Origin of the sequence: Hymenobacter terrenus, from assembly GCF_000972495.1 — a bacterium.
Lineage (GTDB): Bacteria > Bacteroidota > Bacteroidia > Cytophagales > Hymenobacteraceae > Hymenobacter > Hymenobacter terrenus.
In genome coordinates this window covers 15,743-34,049 of record NZ_LATM01000035.1, presented here as the reverse complement: position 1 = coordinate 34,049, position 18,307 = coordinate 15,743, and the positions used below count along the sequence as shown (strand labels likewise).

At 55.3% G+C, this 18,307-nt stretch carries 17 protein-coding genes; 11 read left to right on the top strand and 6 right to left on the bottom strand.

Annotated elements, in window-relative coordinates:
• Both WX88_RS23635 and WX88_RS30480 read right to left on the bottom strand, forming a co-directional pair.
• A complete protein-coding gene (locus tag WX88_RS23635) occupies nucleotides 1-1,398 on the bottom strand; it encodes a hypothetical protein (RefSeq protein WP_046246899.1) in 1,398 nt (465 codons plus the stop codon).
• Nucleotides 1,399-1,582: 184 nt separating this feature from the next.
• Nucleotides 1,583-1,735, bottom strand: a complete 153-nt coding sequence (locus tag WX88_RS30480) for a hypothetical protein (protein WP_197076916.1) — start codon at nucleotides 1,733-1,735, stop codon at nucleotides 1,583-1,585.
• A 218-nt stretch (nucleotides 1,736-1,953) separates the two neighbouring features.
• Here WX88_RS30480 and WX88_RS23630 point away from each other — a divergent pair, with 218 nt between their 5' ends.
• The 5 genes from WX88_RS23630 (at nucleotide 1,954) to ytxJ (ending at nucleotide 6,252) form a co-directional block, all read left to right on the top strand.
• Nucleotides 1,954-2,532, top strand: a complete 579-nt coding sequence (locus WX88_RS23630) for a hypothetical protein (RefSeq protein ID WP_046246898.1) — start codon at nucleotides 1,954-1,956, stop codon at nucleotides 2,530-2,532.
• A 137-nt stretch (nucleotides 2,533-2,669) separates the two neighbouring features.
• Complete coding sequence (locus WX88_RS23625; RefSeq protein ID WP_046246897.1) at nucleotides 2,670-4,694, top strand: alpha-ketoacid dehydrogenase subunit alpha/beta; 2,025 nt, start codon at nucleotides 2,670-2,672, stop codon at nucleotides 4,692-4,694.
• A gap of 156 nt (nucleotides 4,695-4,850) precedes the next feature.
• Nucleotides 4,851-5,414: a hypothetical protein gene (locus WX88_RS23620; RefSeq protein ID WP_156176391.1), complete on the top strand. Its 564-nt coding sequence runs from the start codon at nucleotides 4,851-4,853 to the stop codon at nucleotides 5,412-5,414.
• Nucleotides 5,401-5,721 carry a hypothetical protein gene (locus WX88_RS23615; protein WP_046246895.1) on the top strand — a complete coding sequence of 107 codons (321 nt, stop codon included), beginning with the start codon at nucleotides 5,401-5,403 and terminating at the stop codon, nucleotides 5,719-5,721. The genes WX88_RS23620 and WX88_RS23615 overlap by 14 nt, the downstream gene beginning before the upstream one ends.
• Before the next feature lie 189 nt (nucleotides 5,722-5,910).
• A complete protein-coding gene (gene ytxJ / locus WX88_RS23610) occupies nucleotides 5,911-6,252 on the top strand; it encodes a bacillithiol system redox-active protein YtxJ (RefSeq protein ID WP_046246894.1) in 342 nt (113 codons plus the stop codon).
• A gap of 89 nt (nucleotides 6,253-6,341) precedes the next feature.
• Here ytxJ and WX88_RS23605 read toward each other — a convergent pair whose 3' ends face one another.
• Nucleotides 6,342-6,749 (bottom strand): OsmC family protein, encoded by a 408-nt coding sequence (locus WX88_RS23605; protein ID WP_046246893.1) that lies wholly within the window; start codon nucleotides 6,747-6,749, stop codon nucleotides 6,342-6,344.
• A 106-nt stretch (nucleotides 6,750-6,855) separates the two neighbouring features.
• Here WX88_RS23605 and WX88_RS23600 point away from each other — a divergent pair, with 106 nt between their 5' ends.
• From WX88_RS23600 to WX88_RS23590, 4 genes are all read left to right on the top strand, one after another.
• Entirely contained in the window at nucleotides 6,856-7,671 is an 816-nt protein-coding gene (locus WX88_RS23600; protein ID WP_156176390.1) for a hypothetical protein, read from the top strand.
• Nucleotides 7,672-7,870: 199 nt separating this feature from the next.
• Nucleotides 7,871-8,764: a lipoyl synthase gene (gene lipA, locus WX88_RS23595; RefSeq protein WP_046246892.1), complete on the top strand. Its 894-nt coding sequence runs from the start codon at nucleotides 7,871-7,873 to the stop codon at nucleotides 8,762-8,764.
• A 28-nt stretch (nucleotides 8,765-8,792) separates the two neighbouring features.
• On the top strand, nucleotides 8,793-9,602 hold the full coding sequence (locus WX88_RS30475) for a hypothetical protein (protein ID WP_156176389.1): 810 nt from the start codon (nucleotides 8,793-8,795) through the stop codon (nucleotides 9,600-9,602).
• A 43-nt stretch (nucleotides 9,603-9,645) separates the two neighbouring features.
• Entirely contained in the window at nucleotides 9,646-10,047 is a 402-nt protein-coding gene (locus WX88_RS23590) for a hypothetical protein (protein ID WP_156176388.1), read from the top strand.
• A gap of 85 nt (nucleotides 10,048-10,132) precedes the next feature.
• On the opposite strand, the gene WX88_RS23585 is transcribed toward WX88_RS23590, so the two are convergent.
• On the bottom strand, nucleotides 10,133-10,732 hold the full coding sequence (locus tag WX88_RS23585) for a DUF4136 domain-containing protein (protein WP_046246890.1): 600 nt from the start codon (nucleotides 10,730-10,732) through the stop codon (nucleotides 10,133-10,135).
• Between the two features lie 370 nt (nucleotides 10,733-11,102).
• On the opposite strand from WX88_RS23585, the gene WX88_RS30470 reads away from it, so the two are divergent.
• Nucleotides 11,103-11,267 (top strand): hypothetical protein, encoded by a 165-nt coding sequence (locus WX88_RS30470; protein ID WP_156176387.1) that lies wholly within the window; start codon nucleotides 11,103-11,105, stop codon nucleotides 11,265-11,267.
• 178 nt (nucleotides 11,268-11,445) lie between these two features.
• Here WX88_RS30470 and gcvP read toward each other — a convergent pair whose 3' ends face one another.
• Nucleotides 11,446-14,364, bottom strand: coding sequence for an aminomethyl-transferring glycine dehydrogenase (gene gcvP, locus WX88_RS23575; RefSeq protein WP_046246888.1), 2,919 nt, complete (start codon nucleotides 14,362-14,364; stop codon nucleotides 11,446-11,448).
• A gap of 340 nt (nucleotides 14,365-14,704) precedes the next feature.
• Here gcvP and WX88_RS23570 point away from each other — a divergent pair, with 340 nt between their 5' ends.
• Nucleotides 14,705-15,928, top strand: coding sequence for an NAD(P)-dependent oxidoreductase (locus WX88_RS23570; RefSeq protein WP_046246887.1), 1,224 nt, complete (start codon nucleotides 14,705-14,707; stop codon nucleotides 15,926-15,928).
• A gap of 143 nt (nucleotides 15,929-16,071) precedes the next feature.
• Here WX88_RS23570 and WX88_RS23565 read toward each other — a convergent pair whose 3' ends face one another.
• A complete protein-coding gene (locus tag WX88_RS23565; protein WP_197076915.1) occupies nucleotides 16,072-18,180 on the bottom strand; it encodes a S8 family serine peptidase in 2,109 nt (702 codons plus the stop codon).
• Nucleotides 18,181-18,307: the final 127 nt, after the last annotated feature.

Here is an 18,307-nt window from a genome sequence, read left to right as displayed (position 1 = left end):
TTACCAGCCTTCCTGATAGTAGAGCCGTTTGCCCTGGGTGATGCCCCAGTACTCCAGCAGTTGGGCATTAACTTCGGACTCTTGTGGAGAGCCGGTCTTGACCCACGACATCACCGTGCAGCCCGCCCCCAGCCGAACGACTGGCTCAGTAGCCCGAGCTAGCCTCTCCAGATTTTCGCGCTCGCAGGCGTTGTTTACGGCAGGCAGCTTTTTGTCGGCGTTTATGTAAATGGCCGAAAATACCAGAACTGCCCCAAGGTACCAGCGCCGGGGCCGGGCTGGCAAGTATCGCAGCAAGAAGCAAGTGGAAAGACCGTAAAGAAACATCAGGCCTAGAATAAGCGGGAGCACGGAGTCGCGGCGCACGATGAGCGCCCGGTATTCGCGGTAGCCGCCCAGCGGCAGCACCAGTAGGTAGATGGCAGCAAATATTCCCAGCCACCGCACCATGGTAATTATCCGCTCACTGTCGGGTGAGGCCGGCACCAGTCGGCGGATGAGTTGGATATTAGCCAGCAGAGCCAGGGTGAGCAATGGCATGCCCAGCTTGCGATACTGCCAGGCAATGCCGGCTGGGATGCGTACGTACCGCTGCCACAGAGGCAGGCTGTGTCCTAAACTCTCCCATTCATTAAATCCAATATATAGAGAATACAGACACAAAACGCCGAACAGCCCCAGTAGCACCGGCGCCAATGAGGGAAGCTGCCGCACCCGTTCGAGCCACTGCCCGATGCCAAAACGCGCGCCCGTCTGCCACTGTCGCACCACCCAATACAGCACTATGCAGAAGCTTAGCACTGCTACGGTACCAGGAATGATGGCTCCGTTGAATGCCAGGACTACCATGAGCGCCACCAGCACCAGCCGGCTGGGCCAGCTTAGCTGTAGCGGCAGCCCGCGATACGCGGCCTGGTAAAAAGGGAGCAGCAGCACAAGCAGCAGCAGCAACGGAAACGCGTAGAAGAAGGTGTAAGTAATGGAATGTTCAATGACGCCCATTTGGTCGTTATAACCATCCATTTGGAAGAGTGGCACCAGCAGAGCCACCGCCAGCCAGAAGCTGCGTCTTCCAAGCCCGTAGCCGCCGCTGATATATACCCCTAGTACATATAGTAGCAGCGCCTGCACCAATACGCCAAACAGGGCACACGCCGCGTACACGCTACTGATTGGGTCCGTGATGCGCTGTAGTGCGAACGGCACCGACTTGAAATAGCACACCATGGCTGCATGCGCAAAAAAGCGGTTGGGGGCTACATAAACCTCGTTGCGCGTCAGGGCCGCCCACCCAAATGGGTCACTCAGCACCTGTCGGCATTCGGGGCCCGGCAATACGATGGAGGGCAGGTCACCCTCTAGGGGTATCTGGTAAGCCTGTACAAAAGTGTAGCCCAAATCCAGCAGGACGAATAAGGCAAGTAGAATAGAGAATAATCGATTTCTTGTCAATGAATAAGTCAAAAAAGACGTTTTAAGTAGTGCTTTCGTGCCTCAAGGTAGAGCAAAATCAGGACGCCTTGCAAGCGCAGGGATCAACGGGGAACGACTGCTACTTCGCTGCAGCGGGCTCAGGTGGTCGTTAAGACGGCGTCCGCACGCCTACTTGCCACACCGAAGTCATAGGGTACACGTTGGGGCCTTGGCCGGCCCGGTAGGGAGCTGCGCTGTCCCCGGCCAAGTTGGGGCCGAAGCCGCAGTAGTTGCCGGTTATGAGTAGATTCTGGCCACTCACAGGATGGCACAAAAACAACATGAATCTAAAGGCAAGTGCGTTCGTATCTGCATGTTTTCCTTTAGAATATTGGTGCTTTCAAGCATAACATAGGCACCAGCGAGCAGCAAAGTAGCGCTGCGTAGAAGTAACATTTAGCTGCAACTTGTTACATTCGCTCAGCATCATCTTCCATATTTTCAGAAAAAGCTATGCAGCCTAGTCTAATCTCTACTACAATGTTGAAAAAGATAAACTTGCTGCTGCTCCTACCGCTGCTGATGGGCTGCGAAGACGCCACGGACAAACTGTTTCCGGAGCCGCAGCCGGTGAACCTGCCCGCCGAAACCCAGCGTGGGGCCAACACCTTCGGCTGCCGCATGAACGGGCAGACGTGGGAAGCCAATAATACCAGTACGCTGATGGGCCATGTGCTCACGCCTAACATTCATTACCGACATGGTGAGCTGCGCATCGACGCGTTTCGGCGGTTGCAAGTGGTGGGACCCGTCACTAATTTCTATTTCACGGCCGCCCATGTTACGGGGCCTGGCGTATATCCATTAGGGGCCACCCAGCCCGAAAACAGCAGTGGCGCCAAACTGGAAACTACTAACAGCCTCGTCGAGTATTCGACCGATGCAAAGCACACGGGCACGCTCACTATTACCCGGCTTGACACGACCGGGGTCCATCCGTTTATAGCGGGCCGGTTTGAGTTGCGGGCGGTGCCCCACGGAGGCAGCAATTTGCCCACCGACTTCCCAGCCGAGTTGTTGATAACGGAAGGACGGTTCGATATTCAGCTTCGTCGGTAGAGAAGAGGGGCGGAGGGGGCTTCTGCTACTATTGAATTATTAGGGGAATATCTGGTTAGGACTAGGTGCCTCATTTATACACGGAGCAAGCGGAGCCCTGTTACCTTTGTCGGGTTACTGATTCCCTCTTCCCGCCCATGACCCCCACCGCTGTTGCCCTTCAGTTCGACCGTCTCGACCTTTCCAATGAAACGCTCCTGCATCTTTACCAGCACTTGTTGCGCCCGCGTCTGATTGAGGAAAAAATGCTGATTTTGCTGCGGCAGGGCAAGGTGAGCAAGTGGTTTTCGGGTATTGGACAGGAGGCTATTTCGGTGGGCAGCACCTTGGCGCTGGAGGCCGACGAATACATCCTGCCACTGCACCGCAACTTGGGCGTTTTTACGGGGCGCGAAGTGCCGCTGGGGCGCCTTTTTGCGCAGTGGCAGGGCAAGCGCACCGGCTTCACCAAGGGCCGCGACCGTAGCTTCCACTTCGGCACCAATGAGCACCACATCGTGGGCATGATTTCGCATCTGGGCCCGCAATTGGCCGTGGCGGGCGGCATTGCCTTGGCCGATTTGCTCGATCAAAAAGCCAAAGTCACCCTAACCTACAGCGGCGACGGCGGGGCCAGCGAAGGCGACTTCCACGAGGCTCTGAACGTGGCCGCCGTGTGGCAGCTGCCGGTTATTTTCATGATTGAGAATAACGGCTACGGCCTGAGTACGCCCAGCAACGAGCAGTTTCGCTTCAAATCTTTCGTCGACAAAGGTCCGGCCTATGGCATGGAGGCCGTACAGGTCGATGGCAACAACGTGCTGGAAGTGTACTCCACCGTGAAGCGCCTGGCCGAAGACCTGCGCGAAAACCCGCGTCCCGTGCTGGTAGAAGCCCTCACCTTTCGCATGCGCGGCCATGAAGAAGCCAGCGGCACCAAGTACGTGCCCCAGTCTCTGATGGAGGAATGGGCCGCCAAGGACCCGGTGGAAAACTATGAAAAGTGGTTGCTACAGGAAGGCATCCTTTCCCAAACTGCCCGTCAAACAATCCGCGAAACAATCAAAGCCGCCATTGAGGCCGGCTTGCAGGAAGCCGACGCCGAGCCCATGCCCACGGCCGACGTACAGGAGGAACTGGCTGACATGTATCGGCCGTTCACCCCAGATGCTTCGCTGCATTTAAGCCCGCCAAAAGGTAAAAGCGGAGAGTCGAAAGAGGTCCGGGAGTTGCGCTTTATTGATGCCATTTCCGAAGGCCTGAAGCAGAGCATGCAGCGCTACCCCGACCTGGTGCTCATGGGGCAGGACATTGCTGACTACGGTGGCGTGTTCAAAATCACGGAAGGCTTTGTGGCCGAGTTTGGCAAGGCGCGGGTGCGAAATACGCCGCTGTGTGAGTCGGCCATTGTGGGTGCGGGGCTGGGCCTGAGCATTAAGGGCAAGAAAAGCATGGTCGAAATGCAGTTTGCCGATTTCGTGACCTGCGGCTTCAACCAGATTGTAAATAACCTCGCCAAAAGCCACTACCGCTGGGGCCAGAATGCCGACGTAGTGGTGCGCATGCCCACCGGCGCCGGCAGCGCTGCCGGCCCCTTTCACAGCCAGAGCAACGAGGCCTGGTTCACGCATGTGCCCGGCTTGAAAGTAGTGTATCCCAGCAACCCCCATGACGCCAAGGGCCTGCTTTGTGCCGCCTTCGAAGACCCCAACCCGGTGATGTACTTCGAGCATAAGATGCTCTATCGGAGTCTGTCTGGTCCTGTGCCCGAGGCCTACTACACCACGCCCATCGGCCAGGCCGCGCTGGTGGCCGAAGGGGAGGAGCTGAGCATTATCACCTACGGCATGGGAGTGCGCTGGGCCCTGCAAGTCTGCCAGGACCTGAACGTCTCGGCCGACATCCTCGACCTGCGCACCCTGCTGCCCTGGGACGAGGAAGCCGTGCGCAAAACTGTGGAAAAAAACGGCCGCGTCCTCATCCTGCACGAAGACACGCTCACTGGTGGCATTGGTGGCGAAATAGCGGCTTGGATAGCCGAGAATTGCTTTGAGCACCTCGATGCGCCTGTACGCCGGGTAGCGTCGCTCGATACCGCCATTCCTTTTGCGCCGCCGCTCGAAGCCGCTTTCCTGCCCCAGCAGCGCCTCCGCGAGCAGGTAATGGCTCTGCAGACCTACTAAGTTGCTGGTTGCCGATGGCTGGTGGCGAGCCGCCATTTGACTACATAACAAATAGCTAATACCTGACTACTACCTGGCTTCGGTCAGTCAGCGTGATTTTCGTGAGTAATTTGCGTACCTTTCTTCTGCTTACTTTCTGACCCCGCACATTTTACGGTGATTTACAGTCTACCCTCTCTTATTCTGCGGTCTTTGCTGGGCGTGCTGTTGCTGGTCGCGTTGGGCGGCTGTAAGATTTTTCATCCGTACCGCCTGCCCACCCCCAAGCCTTCGCCCGAGTTTAAGGCGCAGCAGGAGGCGGCCAAAGCACGTAAGAAAGCCGCTTTGGCTTCCGATTCGAAGCTTAAAAAGAAAAAGAAGAACAAGGAGGACGCTACCGACGAAGCCGCTACCGATGTATCTACCCCAACCGGCGCTCCTCTAGAAGCAGTTGCCGCTGCTACTCCCGAAGCGCAGGCCGCAAAGCTTCCTGAGCGTTCCACAGTCCGGTACGACAAGCAAGGGCTCATGAAAAAGCCCAAATTAATGCGTCGTCGGCGCCATAATAAGCAACCCAAACCGTTCCGCCCGATTGAGTCTATCCGCAATTTATTTAAGTACGGTTTCCATGCTAAGCCCAATTACAGCCCCGACCATCGGCCCGCCCCACGCACCCCTGCGCCCGAGCCGAATGCTGCACCCGACCTGGCGCCTGACCCGGCACCCGATGGCAAGCCTTAAGCTAGTAACGGGGCTGTTGCTGACCTTGGGCCTCTTTTTGAGTTCATACGCCGCGGCGGCCCAAATTATACATAAAAAGCCGGGCCAGGTGAAAGCGGCCAACCGGCGCGCCCTGCGGGAGGCCCGCCGTACCAACTCACCCTATAAGGACAGCCACCTCGATGTGACTCCTGATCGGCTCAAGCGCGGCCAGAGTACCCAGCCGCAGCCCGAAACCAACGCCGAGCTTCACTATAAAAACGGCACGGCTCCCAACGTGAAACCTCCTGGCTTCTTGGGTCTGCGCCCCAAAAAGAGAAAGTTGTAGGTGCTTTTGCAACAAGGTTAAATTTTTTGAATGACTTTGGGGGAATCAACTGTTGTTGTACTGTTGTATCATAACTGACGCTTTTTCGCGCATTTTGGAAAGGGAATTTCGGGCCCATTACCGCCCCTTCTTACCGAAACATCCGTTGAAGTCTCAGGTAATTGCTCACCGATAACTACTGTTGAAAATATGTCCACCCCTTGGCTCCCCCTCACCCAACCCGAACAATTAGCAGACTTGGCTCAGGCTTCGCACGAGCAGCCGCTTCTCATCTTTAAGCACAGCACTACCTGCTCCATCAGCGCGGCCGCCAAGAGCAAGATTGAGCGCCAATGGCCCGACAGCGGCCTCGATCTGCCCATCTACTACCTCGACCTGTTGCGTTTCCGGCCCCTCTCAGCTCAGGTTGCCGAGCAGTTCGGCATTCGCCACGAGTCCCCGCAGCTGTTGCTGATTCAAGACGGCGAATGCCGCTATGACGCCTCGCACATGGGTATTCGTCTCAGTGATGTAAAAGCAGTAGTGAAATAATAAAATGGGTGGATAGAGCGTTTACTATTCTAACTTGCGCATGGGGCACAAATTAGAATAGTAAACGCTCTATCTTGCCACCTCTTGAGCTACCGATACTCGAACACGACGTTTTGCTTGATGTCTGGGTGCAAACTCAACGAAACCGGACAGGTATGAGCGGCTCGTTCAAGCAAGGCCCGTTCGCTGGGTGCTAGAGCGGCCGGGAGTTCAAACAACACATCTATTTGCGCAATGCGGCGCGGGGCTTCGGTGCTCATGTGCTTCACCACCGCGAAGGTGCTATCGACCAAGTTAAGCTGGTGGCGCTCGGCCACGATGCCCATCACCGTCATTATGCACGAGCCAAGGGCGGTGCTCACCAAATCGGTGGGGGAAAAAGCTTCTCCTCGGCCATGATTATCGGTGGGCGCGTCGGTTTGAATAATAGTGCCGGAGGCCACGTGAGTGACTTCGGTGCGGAGGTGGCCGGCGTAGCGGGCAATGGCGGTGTTCATTAAGTCAGGGAGTTACCTTTACAAAGTTGATTCTTCTTTAGCTAATTTACGTATTACTTGATACGCCGCGCCCGTGGCGTGTGGTCGGGCTCTTTTCTGGTTGATTATGCTTCCCCTTACTCCTCGTTTTCTCAGTCTTTTGGTCATCGGATTGCTGGCCGCTGCCGTTGCTCAGGCTCAGACTCCTTTGCGCACCGCTCCGGTGCCCGAGGCGCCATCCGATGAGCAGTCTTACAGCAAAGAGTTTGTGTATGGCGTCAACTTCAATACCCAGGGAGGTTTGCTCGGTGGCGTATCAGTCCGCTCATCGCGTGTGCTCGACGACCGGCTGTTGCGCTTCTGGAGCATCGAAGGTGTTATGCTGAAAAATGCTAAGGAAGAGGATGTTAATACGGTGGTTGGGGGGAGCTATGTCAATCGCAAAACGAATTACGCCTTCGTGTTGCGACCCTCTATAGGCTTGCAACGCATCCTGTTCCGCAAAGCAGCTGATGCCGGAGTACAAGTGAATGGTCTGCTGAGTGTGGGGCCATCGTTTGGTTTGCTCATGCCCTACTACATTAGCTACGACCGTACGGCCGTCACGACGCGGGTGGTCAACGTCGCTACCGATGAAATTGTAAACGAGCAGTACGACCCATTAAAGCACACTGACCCAAGCGCTATTCTTGACCGGGGGCCTCTTTTCAGCGGTATCAGCGAGACCAAGGTGGTACCCGGGTTCCACTTGCGCGGTGGCCTCAGCTTCGAGTATGGCCGCTATCGCGATACCGTTACGGGATTAGAGGTCGGCTTTTTGGTAGAATCCTTCACGAAGCGCTTGCTCATTCTCAGTCCCGGTATCCTGTCGGACACGGACGGGCTCAATCGCCAATTTTTCCCGTCAGTGTATCTGACGCTGTATTTCGGTCACCGCTCTTAAGCGGACGTGGGACTGAGTATAGAAAATTGAAGGGGTGAGCAAATAGGGAGTTGAGGAACCGGAGAAGCGGTTTGCTCACTTAAGGAGTGCCTTTTGCTCCATAAATTTGTTAGTGTATCGCACAGAGTGGAAAGAGGTAATCCTGCATTGGCTCACGCCTCTCTTCGGTTCCTCTTGCTTCATTCCTCTAATTAAGAAAATGATTGATTTGCCGGTTATCCAGCCTGAAACGGCTTCCCCCGCCCGCCCCCGGAAGCCCGACTGGCTGCGCGTGAAGCTGCCCGTGGGCGAAGAATACGCTGCCGTGCGTCGTCTTGTCGATGAGCACAAGCTGCATACCATCTGTGAGAGCGGCAACTGCCCCAATATGGGCGAATGCTGGGGCGCCGGCACGGCTACGTTCATGATTCTGGGCAACATCTGCACTCGCTCGTGCTCGTTCTGCGCCGTGGCCACTGGCCGCCCCACCGAGTACGACCTCGACGAGCCCCGCCGCGTGGCCGAAGCCATTGCCCTGATGAAAGTGAAGCATGCCGTCATCACCAGCGTGAACCGTGACGAGCTTAAGGACCGGGGGGCCAGCGTGTGGCGCGAAACGGTGGTGCTCACCAAGCAGCTCAGCCCCGGCACCACCATCGAAACCCTGATTCCTGATGTGAAAGCCAACTGGGATGCGCTGGAAGTAATGATTTCAGGTGGGCAGGAAGTGATTTCCCACAATATCGAAACCGTTGGGAGCCTCTACCGCCTCGTGCGCCCACAGGCCCGTTACGACCGCAGCCTAGAGCAAATCCGTCGCACAAAGCTGGCCGGCCACCGTACCAAATCGGGTATCATGCTGGGCTTAGGCGAGAAGGCTGATGAACTGTATCAGGCCATGGATGACCTCGTGGCCAACGGCCTTGATATCCTCACCCTCGGCCAATACCTCCAACCCACCAAGCGGCACCTGGATGTAGCGGAGTTCATCACGCCCGACCAGTTTGCCCACTATAAAGAGGAAGGCCTGAAGCGCGGCCTGAAGTATGTGGAAAGTGGCCCTCTGGTACGTAGTTCCTACCACGCCGAGCGCCACGTAAATGTCCCGGTGTAGTTCGTAGCCATTCTGCTTGGTATATCCTATGGCATTATTGATTAACAAGGACTTGCGCCCTAAGCCGCGCCTGATTGAGGCGTTCAATGGTCCGCTTGATAGCCGCCAGTTTGCCCGAATGCGTGATTACTACGATGCGGACTCTTTGCAATACTTGTTTAGCGTAGGCAACGAATTTGATGTATTCGACCCCAGTATCAGCATAAGATTAATTGACCAATTAACCCTGTCTAGAATAAAGTCCCGATTCAATCGAAGGCGTGTAATCAGCGTGGGCTTGGCTTCACCTCTGCGTGGCTATCAACAGGTAGATACAGGGTTTGAAGCGGACTTATATACCGGAAGTACCCCTGTCTGTTTTGATGACTACCAGCGTCAATTCTCTTCTATGTTCTGGCGTTCCGTTCAGGAAAATCGGGAGAAGACGGGATATATCGTTTTCAACCGCCAAAACAGGCGTGTATTTTTTGAGGAATTGTCAGTGAATTCCTCTCTTAATGAGGCTACTGACGGCTATAAAGCAGGTGAATACCTCCGTGGGAATAAAGTTTTGGCTAATGTTCATACGCACCCCGGCGAAATTTATTATTTGAAGCAAGGGATTTCGGACTCAGTGATTTACAGAACTCAGTATCCATTAGGAAGTTCTGATGGACGGACAGCTCTTGACACTAAAACTGCACGCTATACTATCGGTCGGTACAATGTAGACTTCTTTAGTCCTATCGGCCGTATCGCCAGTAGGAATAATATAGCTTCGGTATACAGCCTAAGTAGCGGAAGCTTTAACATTTACAAACACGCATTAGAAGTATATGGCGGTAAACGTAAACCATAGACTACTTATAGGTGTCTTGTGCCTTTTCTGCTTTGCCACACATTTGGCTTTTGGACAAATAGCAGTACGCCAGCCCGGCAAGAGCATTGAGTACGTGTTGCCCGCCAAAACGACGGCCACTATTACGAGACTATTAGCTGGTAGAACCCCAACCTATATTAGACTTAGTAACCAAAATCAAGAAGGGATTTTGTTGTCTTTGTCATTTGAGCCGTGGACACGCATTATTCCAGAGTATCGTGTTGTATTGCAAACAGGAAATCGATTTTTGAAAGTAGGCACCAAGTATTATGCTGTTCTATTTGACTATGATATAAACTTCTATCCCCAAAAAAGGTATATTGATGCTATTGATATACTTAACTCGTTAGATGTATATATTAAAAGTAATGGGGAATATTTGAAATACACTGACTGGAACAAAGGCAAAGTCAACAAGCGCTGACAGAGCGCTATCTTTTCTGATACTTCATAAAAAATCCCCGCCGGTTTGGTGGGGATTTTTGATTTTAGCTGCCAGCCAATACCTTTTAACGGCGGGCGTTATTATCCTGGGGCGGGTAGGTGCTGAGGATACCGTTTACGATGCGGTGGGTTTCGACTTCGTCAATGGTGTTCTGGTTGACCTGTGCCTGACCAGTGCCACGCCACGCCAGCTCTTTGCGGCGTGCGTCGATGATGTCAATCACTACGGTGCCAGCTTTATATTGAGTTACGGGCGAGTAGTTGCGGCCGTAGTAGCCATATCCATAACCGTAGGGATAACCCAGGCCATTATAATAAGGCGACACCTGCTGCTTATCCTCGACACGGGCGCTGTAGGCGACGTAGATATCGGGCTCGGTCGTGACCTCAGTCAGGCCTTTTTGTGTCATCTCCGATGCGACTGCGGCGCGCATGCGCTTGTCCAGGAATGACTGGTAGCCTTTGGCTGGCCCTCCTTCCGCATCCTTAGGCTGTTGGGGGTACCAAGCCCAGGTTTTATAGGCACGGAAGTTAACGGCGTGGTCAAAATCGTTGGTTACGCCCACGCGAGCAGCGGTGGAGCAGCCGCTGGGGCCCAGCAATAGCGCAAGCGCTGCGACTACCAAAACAGCGGGACGAGCCAACAAATGGGTGATGCGATTCATAAAACAGGAAATTCAGGTGAGAAGAAGGGCCTAAGGCGCCGCTTTTCAGTAGGAACGGTGCCATCTTAAAGGCTGCAATATTAACGAAAATCCGGGCCTTGACGTTCCACATTTATTACTACGAAAACTTGTTCAACTCCTCACTATTAGGTGTGAAAGCCATTGATATAATCGTATTTTGTTCTACCTTACTACCGAATTTATATCCTCTGATTCTCCATCGTCCATGAAAAGTACCGCGTTATTGGTTTTGGCTGCTATTAACCTGCTGGCTGCTTGTACAGCTACTCGCGACGAATTAAAAAAACCGGTCGGCAATAACACTCCCGTTAGCCATAATACCATAGTAAATTGCCCCGTATACGACGGCATGAAAAAGACTTCTGTGGTACTGTCTCAAACCACCGCTGGCAACGAAATACAGGTAACCGATACCATTAACGCGTATTTTGTGCGCGTGCGGCTCGACAAAGATGGCAAAACCGTCACCGGTTATATGGACCGCCGGTGTTTTGGTGAGCGCGGAGCCAAGTGAAATAGCCTAGCGTAATTGAAGCGCAGGAGTAGTAGCATTAAGAATTACGCGGTTTTCACTGTAAATGGCAGAATATCAAAAAGCCCCAACTCATGCAGAGTTAGGGCTTTTTGATGTTGTAGCTAATCGCTGAGAGAAAGCTTATCACTCTGCTTCACGCACAATGGCCAGCTTCTTTCTAGTAAGAAGGGCCTTTATCGGCTTGTACCAATTCCTCCTCTTTATCTGCGTATTGCTCGATGGGCGTGCAGCTGCAGATGAGATTACGGTCGCCGTAAGCGGAGTCGATACGGCTGACGGTGGGCCAGAATTTGGCGGCGCGCACGTATTCCATGGGGTACACAGCTTGCTCGCGGCTGTAGGGGCGGGTCCATTCGTGCACCAACACGGTGGCGGCGGTGTGTGGGGCGTGCTTCAGCACGTTGTCCTTCGCATCGGCACGGCCGGCTTCCACTTCCGCAATTTCTTTGCGAATCGAAATCATGGCATCACAGAAGCGGTCAAGCTCGTCTTTGCTTTCGCTTTCGGTGGGTTCTACCATGAGCGTGCCAGCTACGGGGAATGACACGGTGGGAGCATGAAAGCCATAGTCCATCAGGCGCTTGGCGATGTCCTCAACCTCAATGCCGGCCTTCTTGAAGTGGCGGCAATCCAGAATCATTTCGTGGGCGCAACGGCCATGGCTGCCAGAATACAGCACAGGGTAGTGCTCTTCGAGGCGGGCCTTGATGTAGTTGGCATTGAGAATGGCCAATTCCGTGGCGCGCTGCAAGCCGTCGCCACCCATCATCGAAATGTAGGCGTAGCTGATGGGTAGAATGCTGGCGGAGCCCCACGGCGCGGCTGAAACCGAGCTATTAACCCGGCCTTCTACCGGTACCACGGCGTGGCCCGGCAGGTAGGGCGCCAAGTCGGCCACTACGCCAATGGGGCCCACACCGGGGCCGCCGCCGCCGTGCGGAATGCAGAAAGTTTTGTGGAGGTTGAGGTGGCAAACATCGGCGCCAATGTTGGCGGGCGAGGTGAGGCCCACTTGAGCGTTCATATTGGCGCCGTCCATGTACACGCGGCCGCCGTGGCTGTGAATGGTTTCGCAGATGTCGATGATGGTTTCCTCGTACACGCCGTGCGTGCTGGGGTAGGTCACCATCAGACAGGAGAGCTTATCGGCGTACTGAGCGGCTTTGGCTTTGAGGTCGGCTACATCGATGTTACCGTCTTCGGTGCTTTTCACCACTACCACTTGCATACCCGCCATTACGGCCGATGCAGGGTTGGTGCCATGGGCCGAAGCCGGAATCAGCGCTACCGTGCGGTGATGGTCGCCGCGGGCTTCGTGGTAGCCCCGGATGGCTAGCAGGCCGGCGTACTCGCCCTGTGCGCCCGAGTTGGGCTGCAGGCTGACGGCATCAAAGCCCGTGATTTCGCAGAGCCAGGTCTGCAAATCCGAGAAAATCTGCTGGTAGCCTCTGGTTTGGTCGAGGGGTGCGAAGGGGTGAAGCTGGCCGATTTCGGGCCAGGTCACGGGAATCATTTCGGCCGTGGCGTTCAGCTTCATGGTGCACGAGCCCAGTGGAATCATGCTGTGCGCGAGGCTCAGGTCTTTGTTTTCGAGCTGCTTCATATAGCGCAGCAATTCATGTTCGGCGTGGTGCGTGTTGAAGACGGGGTGGGTGAGGTATTCGCTGGTGCGCACCAAGCTCTGGGGCCAGGTCAACTGCAACTCCTCGGGCAGGCTCACCAGCTGGTCTGACTCTTTGCCCAGCACCTTGGCAAATACGTCCAGGATATCGGCCACGTCGTGCAGCTCGGTATTCTGGTTGAGCGAAATGCCAACGCGGACTTCATCGAAGTAGCGGAAGTTGAGGCGGGCTGCTTCGGCTTCTTTGCGTAGGGCCTGTTGCATTTCCGCGCTTTCCAGGCGCAGGTTCAGGGTGTCGAAGTAGGTTGAGTTCGTTTGCTCGACCCCCAGCTTTTTCAAGCCCGCTTCCAGGGTCTGGGCCAGGCTGTGGGTGTTCACGGCAAACTGCTGGATGCGCCGCGGGCCATGATAAACGGCGTACATGCCAGCCAGCACGCTCAGCAGGACCTGCGCGGTGCAGATGTTGCTCGTGGCTTTTTCGCGGCGGATGTGCTGCTCGCGGGTTTGCAACGCCATGCGGTAGGCCTTATTGCCAGCTGCGTCGATGCTCTGGCCGATGAGGCGGCCCGGAATCACGCGCTTAAACTGGTCTTTCGTAGCGAAGAAGCCAGCGTGCGGGCCACCGTAGCCCATGGGCACGCCGAAGCGCTGCGAGTTGCCCACGCAGACATCGGCGCCCAACTCGCCCGGTGAGGTGAGCAGCGTAAGGGCCAACAAATCAGCGCCCATTACCACGAAGACATCGTTTTTACGGGCCTGGGCAATAAATTCTTTATAGTCAAACACCTCGCCATCGGCGGCAGGGTACTGCACCATGGCCCCAAAAAAGCCTTCGCCGCTCAAGTCAATTTGACGGTGGTCACCCACTACCAACTCAATGCCCACCGGCGTGGCGCGGGTGCGGAGCAGGTCGATGGTTTGGGGTAATACTTGGTCAGAAACAAAATACTGGTGCGCACCTTTTTTCTTGGTCTGGCTGTGCAGCATGTGCATGGCCTCGGCGGCGGCAGTGCCTTCGTCGAGCAAGCTGGCATTGGCGATTTCGAGGCCCGTGAGGTCAATCACCATCGTCTGGTAATTGATAAGGGCCTCGAGGCGGCCCTGGGCAATTTCCGCTTGATAGGGAGTGTAAGCGGTGTACCAGCCGGGGTTTTCCAGAATATTACGTTGGATAACGGGGGGCAAAGTAGTATCGTGGTAGCCAAGGCCAATGTAGCTTTTGAATACCTGGTTCTGGCTGGCAATCTGCTTGAACTTAGCCAGGAAAGCCCGCTCGCTGAGGGCAACCGGCAAGTCCAGCGGGCGCTTGAGGCGAATGGCGGGCGGTACGGTTTCGTCGATAAGCTGCTCGATGCTGGCCACGCCAATAGTGCGGAGCATGGCCGCCTGCTCGTCCGCGCCAGGCGCGTTGTGGCGGTTTTCAAAAACGTCGGCAGGCTGGGGTTTCAGCGTCATAAAGGCGAGGAGTATTGAATGAGAAGCGGTTTTGACGGATTGATTTTCAGGTTCTGAATTCCTTAACAAAGGTAAGCCCCAAAAGGTCCAGCATATTGCTTCATTTGCTAATGAATGCCTGTTGTAAAAGGGGGCACCCGCGGCGCCGTGCCGAGGCGTTCTGCAGCCTCTAATCATACTGTCGGCTCCGGCTATTGCTTAGCAAAACGTACAAATGGGCGGGCCGCGGCCACTTTGTGAAAATGCTAGTTAGTGAATGGGGCCCAGGCCAAGGAATTGGACCGGTAACTCCGTTAAAACCGATAGATTTGAGGGCAATTCCCACCCACCCCAGTACCTCATGCAGCCTATTACAATTGGCCTTATTTGCGAAGGCAAAATCCCGTCCGATAAGCGTGTACCTCTCACGCCCAAGAAGTGCGTGGAAGCGCTGGCTAGCTTTCCAAACCTGCGCCTGGTGGTGCAAAGTAGCCCCATCCGTAGCTACAGCGACCAGGAGTACCGCGACCTCGGCCTGGAAGTGCGCACCGATGTGTCGGCCTGCGATGTCCTCATGGGCGTGAAGGAAGTGCCCGTCGACCAGCTCATTCCCTACAAAACCTATCTCATTTTTTCGCATACCGTGAAGAAGCAGCCTGCCAACCGCAAGCTGCTTCGCGCCGTGCTTGAAAAGAACATCACTCTCATCGACTACGAGTTACTGACTAATGCCCGTGGTGAGCGTATCGTGGCCTTCGGCCGCTACGCTGGCATTGTGGGGGCGTACAATGGCCTGCTTACCTATGGTCGTAAGCACAGTTTATTCGCGCTGAAGCCGGCCCACGAGTGTCTTGATATGGACGACATGCAAGAGGAGTTTTTCAAAGTTAAAAAGCTGCCTCCCATCAAAATGGTCGTCACCGGGTCGGGCCGCGTAGCGCAAGGGGCTCTCGAAGTACTCAACCGCATGGGCATCCGCCGCGTGAGCGTATACGACTACCTATACCACGATTTCAACGAGCCGGTGTACACGCAACTGTGCAGCTCCGACTACAACCGCCGCCGCGACGGCCGGGTGTGGGATACCCCCGATTTCCACCGCAATCCGCAGGATTATGAGTCCACGTTCGGGTTGTTCCTGCCCGTCACCGACCTGCTCATTGCCTGCGCCTACTGGCATCCGGATGCGCCGAAGCTCTTCGAAATTGCCGACCTGCGCCGGCCCGATTTTCGCATCAACACCATTGCGGATGTTACCTGCGATATTGATGGTTCGGTGCCCGTTACGCGCCGCTCCAGCACCATCGCTGAGCCCGCCTACGATTTCAACCCCCACACCGAGGAGCTGGAACCGCCCTATTCTCGCCCCGGCAATATCACCGTAATGGCTGTAGACAACCTGCCCTGCGAGCTGCCCCGCAATGCCAGCCGCGACTTCGGCCGCCAGCTGCTCGACAACGTGCTGCCCCACCTGCTGGGCGACGATAAGGAAGGCGTAATCGCACGTGCCGCCATCGCCAAAAACGGCGAACTGACGGAGCGCTACCAGTATCTGGTTGATTATGTGACTGACTACGTGGCGTAGCAAAACAGTCGCTGTTTCGGAGTAAGACAGCGCATTGTCCAGGCAGTGAGCAGATGATGGCTTCGCCTTCACTAAAAAAAATCCCGCTGCATACCTTAGTATGCAGCGGGATTTTTTATCCTACCAAGGGTACGGTACCAGCATTAAGGTTTGAGCAGGTGCGTGTTTTCGGTGGGGCGGTCAGCCAAACGGAGGATGTAGCTGCCGGCGCCGGGCAGGTTGGGCGTGAGCTGGAGCACGTTCTCGCCGGCGTGCACGTGCACGGGCTGGCGTTGTAGCAGTTTACCCCAAGTATTGTAAATCTCAACTTCCGTGTCGGCGTCTGCGTCACGGGTGAAGGCTAGTTGAACCTGAGTTTCGGCCGGATTAGGTGCGACGCTTAACTTGCTGCTGGCAATAGAAGCACGTTGGGCGGGCCGCACGGCTGCCACGGCCTTATCGGCTTGTAGGAAGCCATAGCCCGTGCGAAAATCGAAGCCGGTGTCGAAGGTCGTCGTCGTCGGGTCATCCATGTCCTGCGCCGAGCCGATGATGGCTGCTTTGATGGCTGCTGGCGTCTTTGTTGGGGCAGCGTTGAGCATGAGGGCGACAACCCCAGCTACGTGCGGCGCGGCGGCCGACGTGCCAAAGAAATTCGGTGAGGTATCAGTGTCTTCGGGAATATCGGATTTGAAGAAGGAAGTATTAACTCCATCCGGCGCTACGATTTCCGGTTTTTTGCGCACGGGCGCGGAAACGGAATTACCATTAATATCGAACAGCACTTTGGCGCCTCCCAGGGTTGAGAAGTTATTGATGAGCGGCACCCCCGCAGTCGTTTTATTGTAGAAGGCCGAAGCCCCGGCGGAGATAGAGTTCGGCGCGTTATCCTTGCCGTATACCGTTGCGCTTTTCGTCGCATACTCCAGGATGCCGGCTTCTCCCGGACCATTGAGTATGATGTACTTGAAAAGCGTAGGCGCGGGGTTGGGTGCAGGGTTGCCAGTCGCATCTGTGACATTAGGCTTCTCAATCACCAAGTCGTAAGACTGGTTAGAGGTAGTAGTATTGGTGTACCTAATGAACTCCACCGGGTCTCCACCAATGTTGGTGGCATCCGATAAGGCTACGACCTGGCCCTGCTGATTCAGGAGGTAGATGTCCAAGTCCGAAGTAGCGGCTTTGCTAGTATTGCCCGTGACCGAGTAGAACGGCTGGGCCCATTGCAACAGGATGGAAACCGTTGCGCCGGCAGCTACTACAATAGACTGCTTGGTGTCGACGACATTGGGGTCGGGATTAAAGTCGTGGGCCGGTCCAAATCGGAAGGGCTGGTTGCTGGTGCTGAAAGGCTTCTCGTATGCTAAGTCAGCATAGTTGCCCACTGCGCCCACGTACGTTACGCCGCCCGCCACGGCCTGATTGATGGCTTGCGTTACGGGCCCGTCTTGGTAGAAGGGTTCGAGAAGGCTGACATCGTCAACAATAACTTTGCAGCCTATTTTGGTCAGGGCCTGGATTGCTTTCACAAAGTCAGCCGGTGCCGTATTGAAACCCGCGTGAAACGCTAGTTTAGCTCCCGGGGCTACATCGTGTATGATTTCGGCCATGGCACGCCCTTCGTCGCTGGCGCCAGCAGTGCCCTCTTTGAGAACTTCAACTGGAGAGACCAACCCGCTGGGGTTGCCTACGCCCGGCAGTTCACCGTCTTTCACGCCTTGAGCCGCACCTCCCAGGAAGTTATAGCTGTCGGAGATAATGCCCACTTTCACGCCGGCACCATTGACCTTGTACGTGCTCCGCGCCAGTGCCGACCGCTGGGTATTGTCCCCCTGAGTTAGCACCTTACCCGCCTTTGTAGGCATCTTTTGCGTGGGCTTGACAAAGCGCACTTGTGGCAAGGCATTCACCTGATCCAGCTTCTCAATGGGAAGCGCGCCCGATACGACGGGGCCCAGCACGGCTCCCTCTTTTAGGCCGAGGGCTACCAGCTTACTGAGTAGCTCCTGGGCCTGACCCGGTTCGGCAGAGGCCTGAATCGAGACGTACCCATCGGTTATCAGCAGTTGAGAATCAGAGGCGGCCGCACCCGACGCCCCCTTTTGGCCCACCTGAGCCGTCTTCTGCTTTTGCTGTTGCCAGAGTTGCTGGAGTTCCCGGCCCAGCTTGCCGGTAGATGGTTTGGTTGGGGTAGATGGCGTCGGTAGTGACTGCGCCGACAGGGTTTGCAGGCTGAGTAAGCCGGCGATACTTGGCAGTAGTAGATTTTTCATGCCAGAGAAGAACATAAAAGGTAAATTAGAAAAAGGGTTTATTTGGAAACGAGGGGCAAAACTAGTGCTTGCGGGCATATGACCGCGCTTCTATCTGAAAGAAGAATGGGAGCTTTATCGGCAAGTG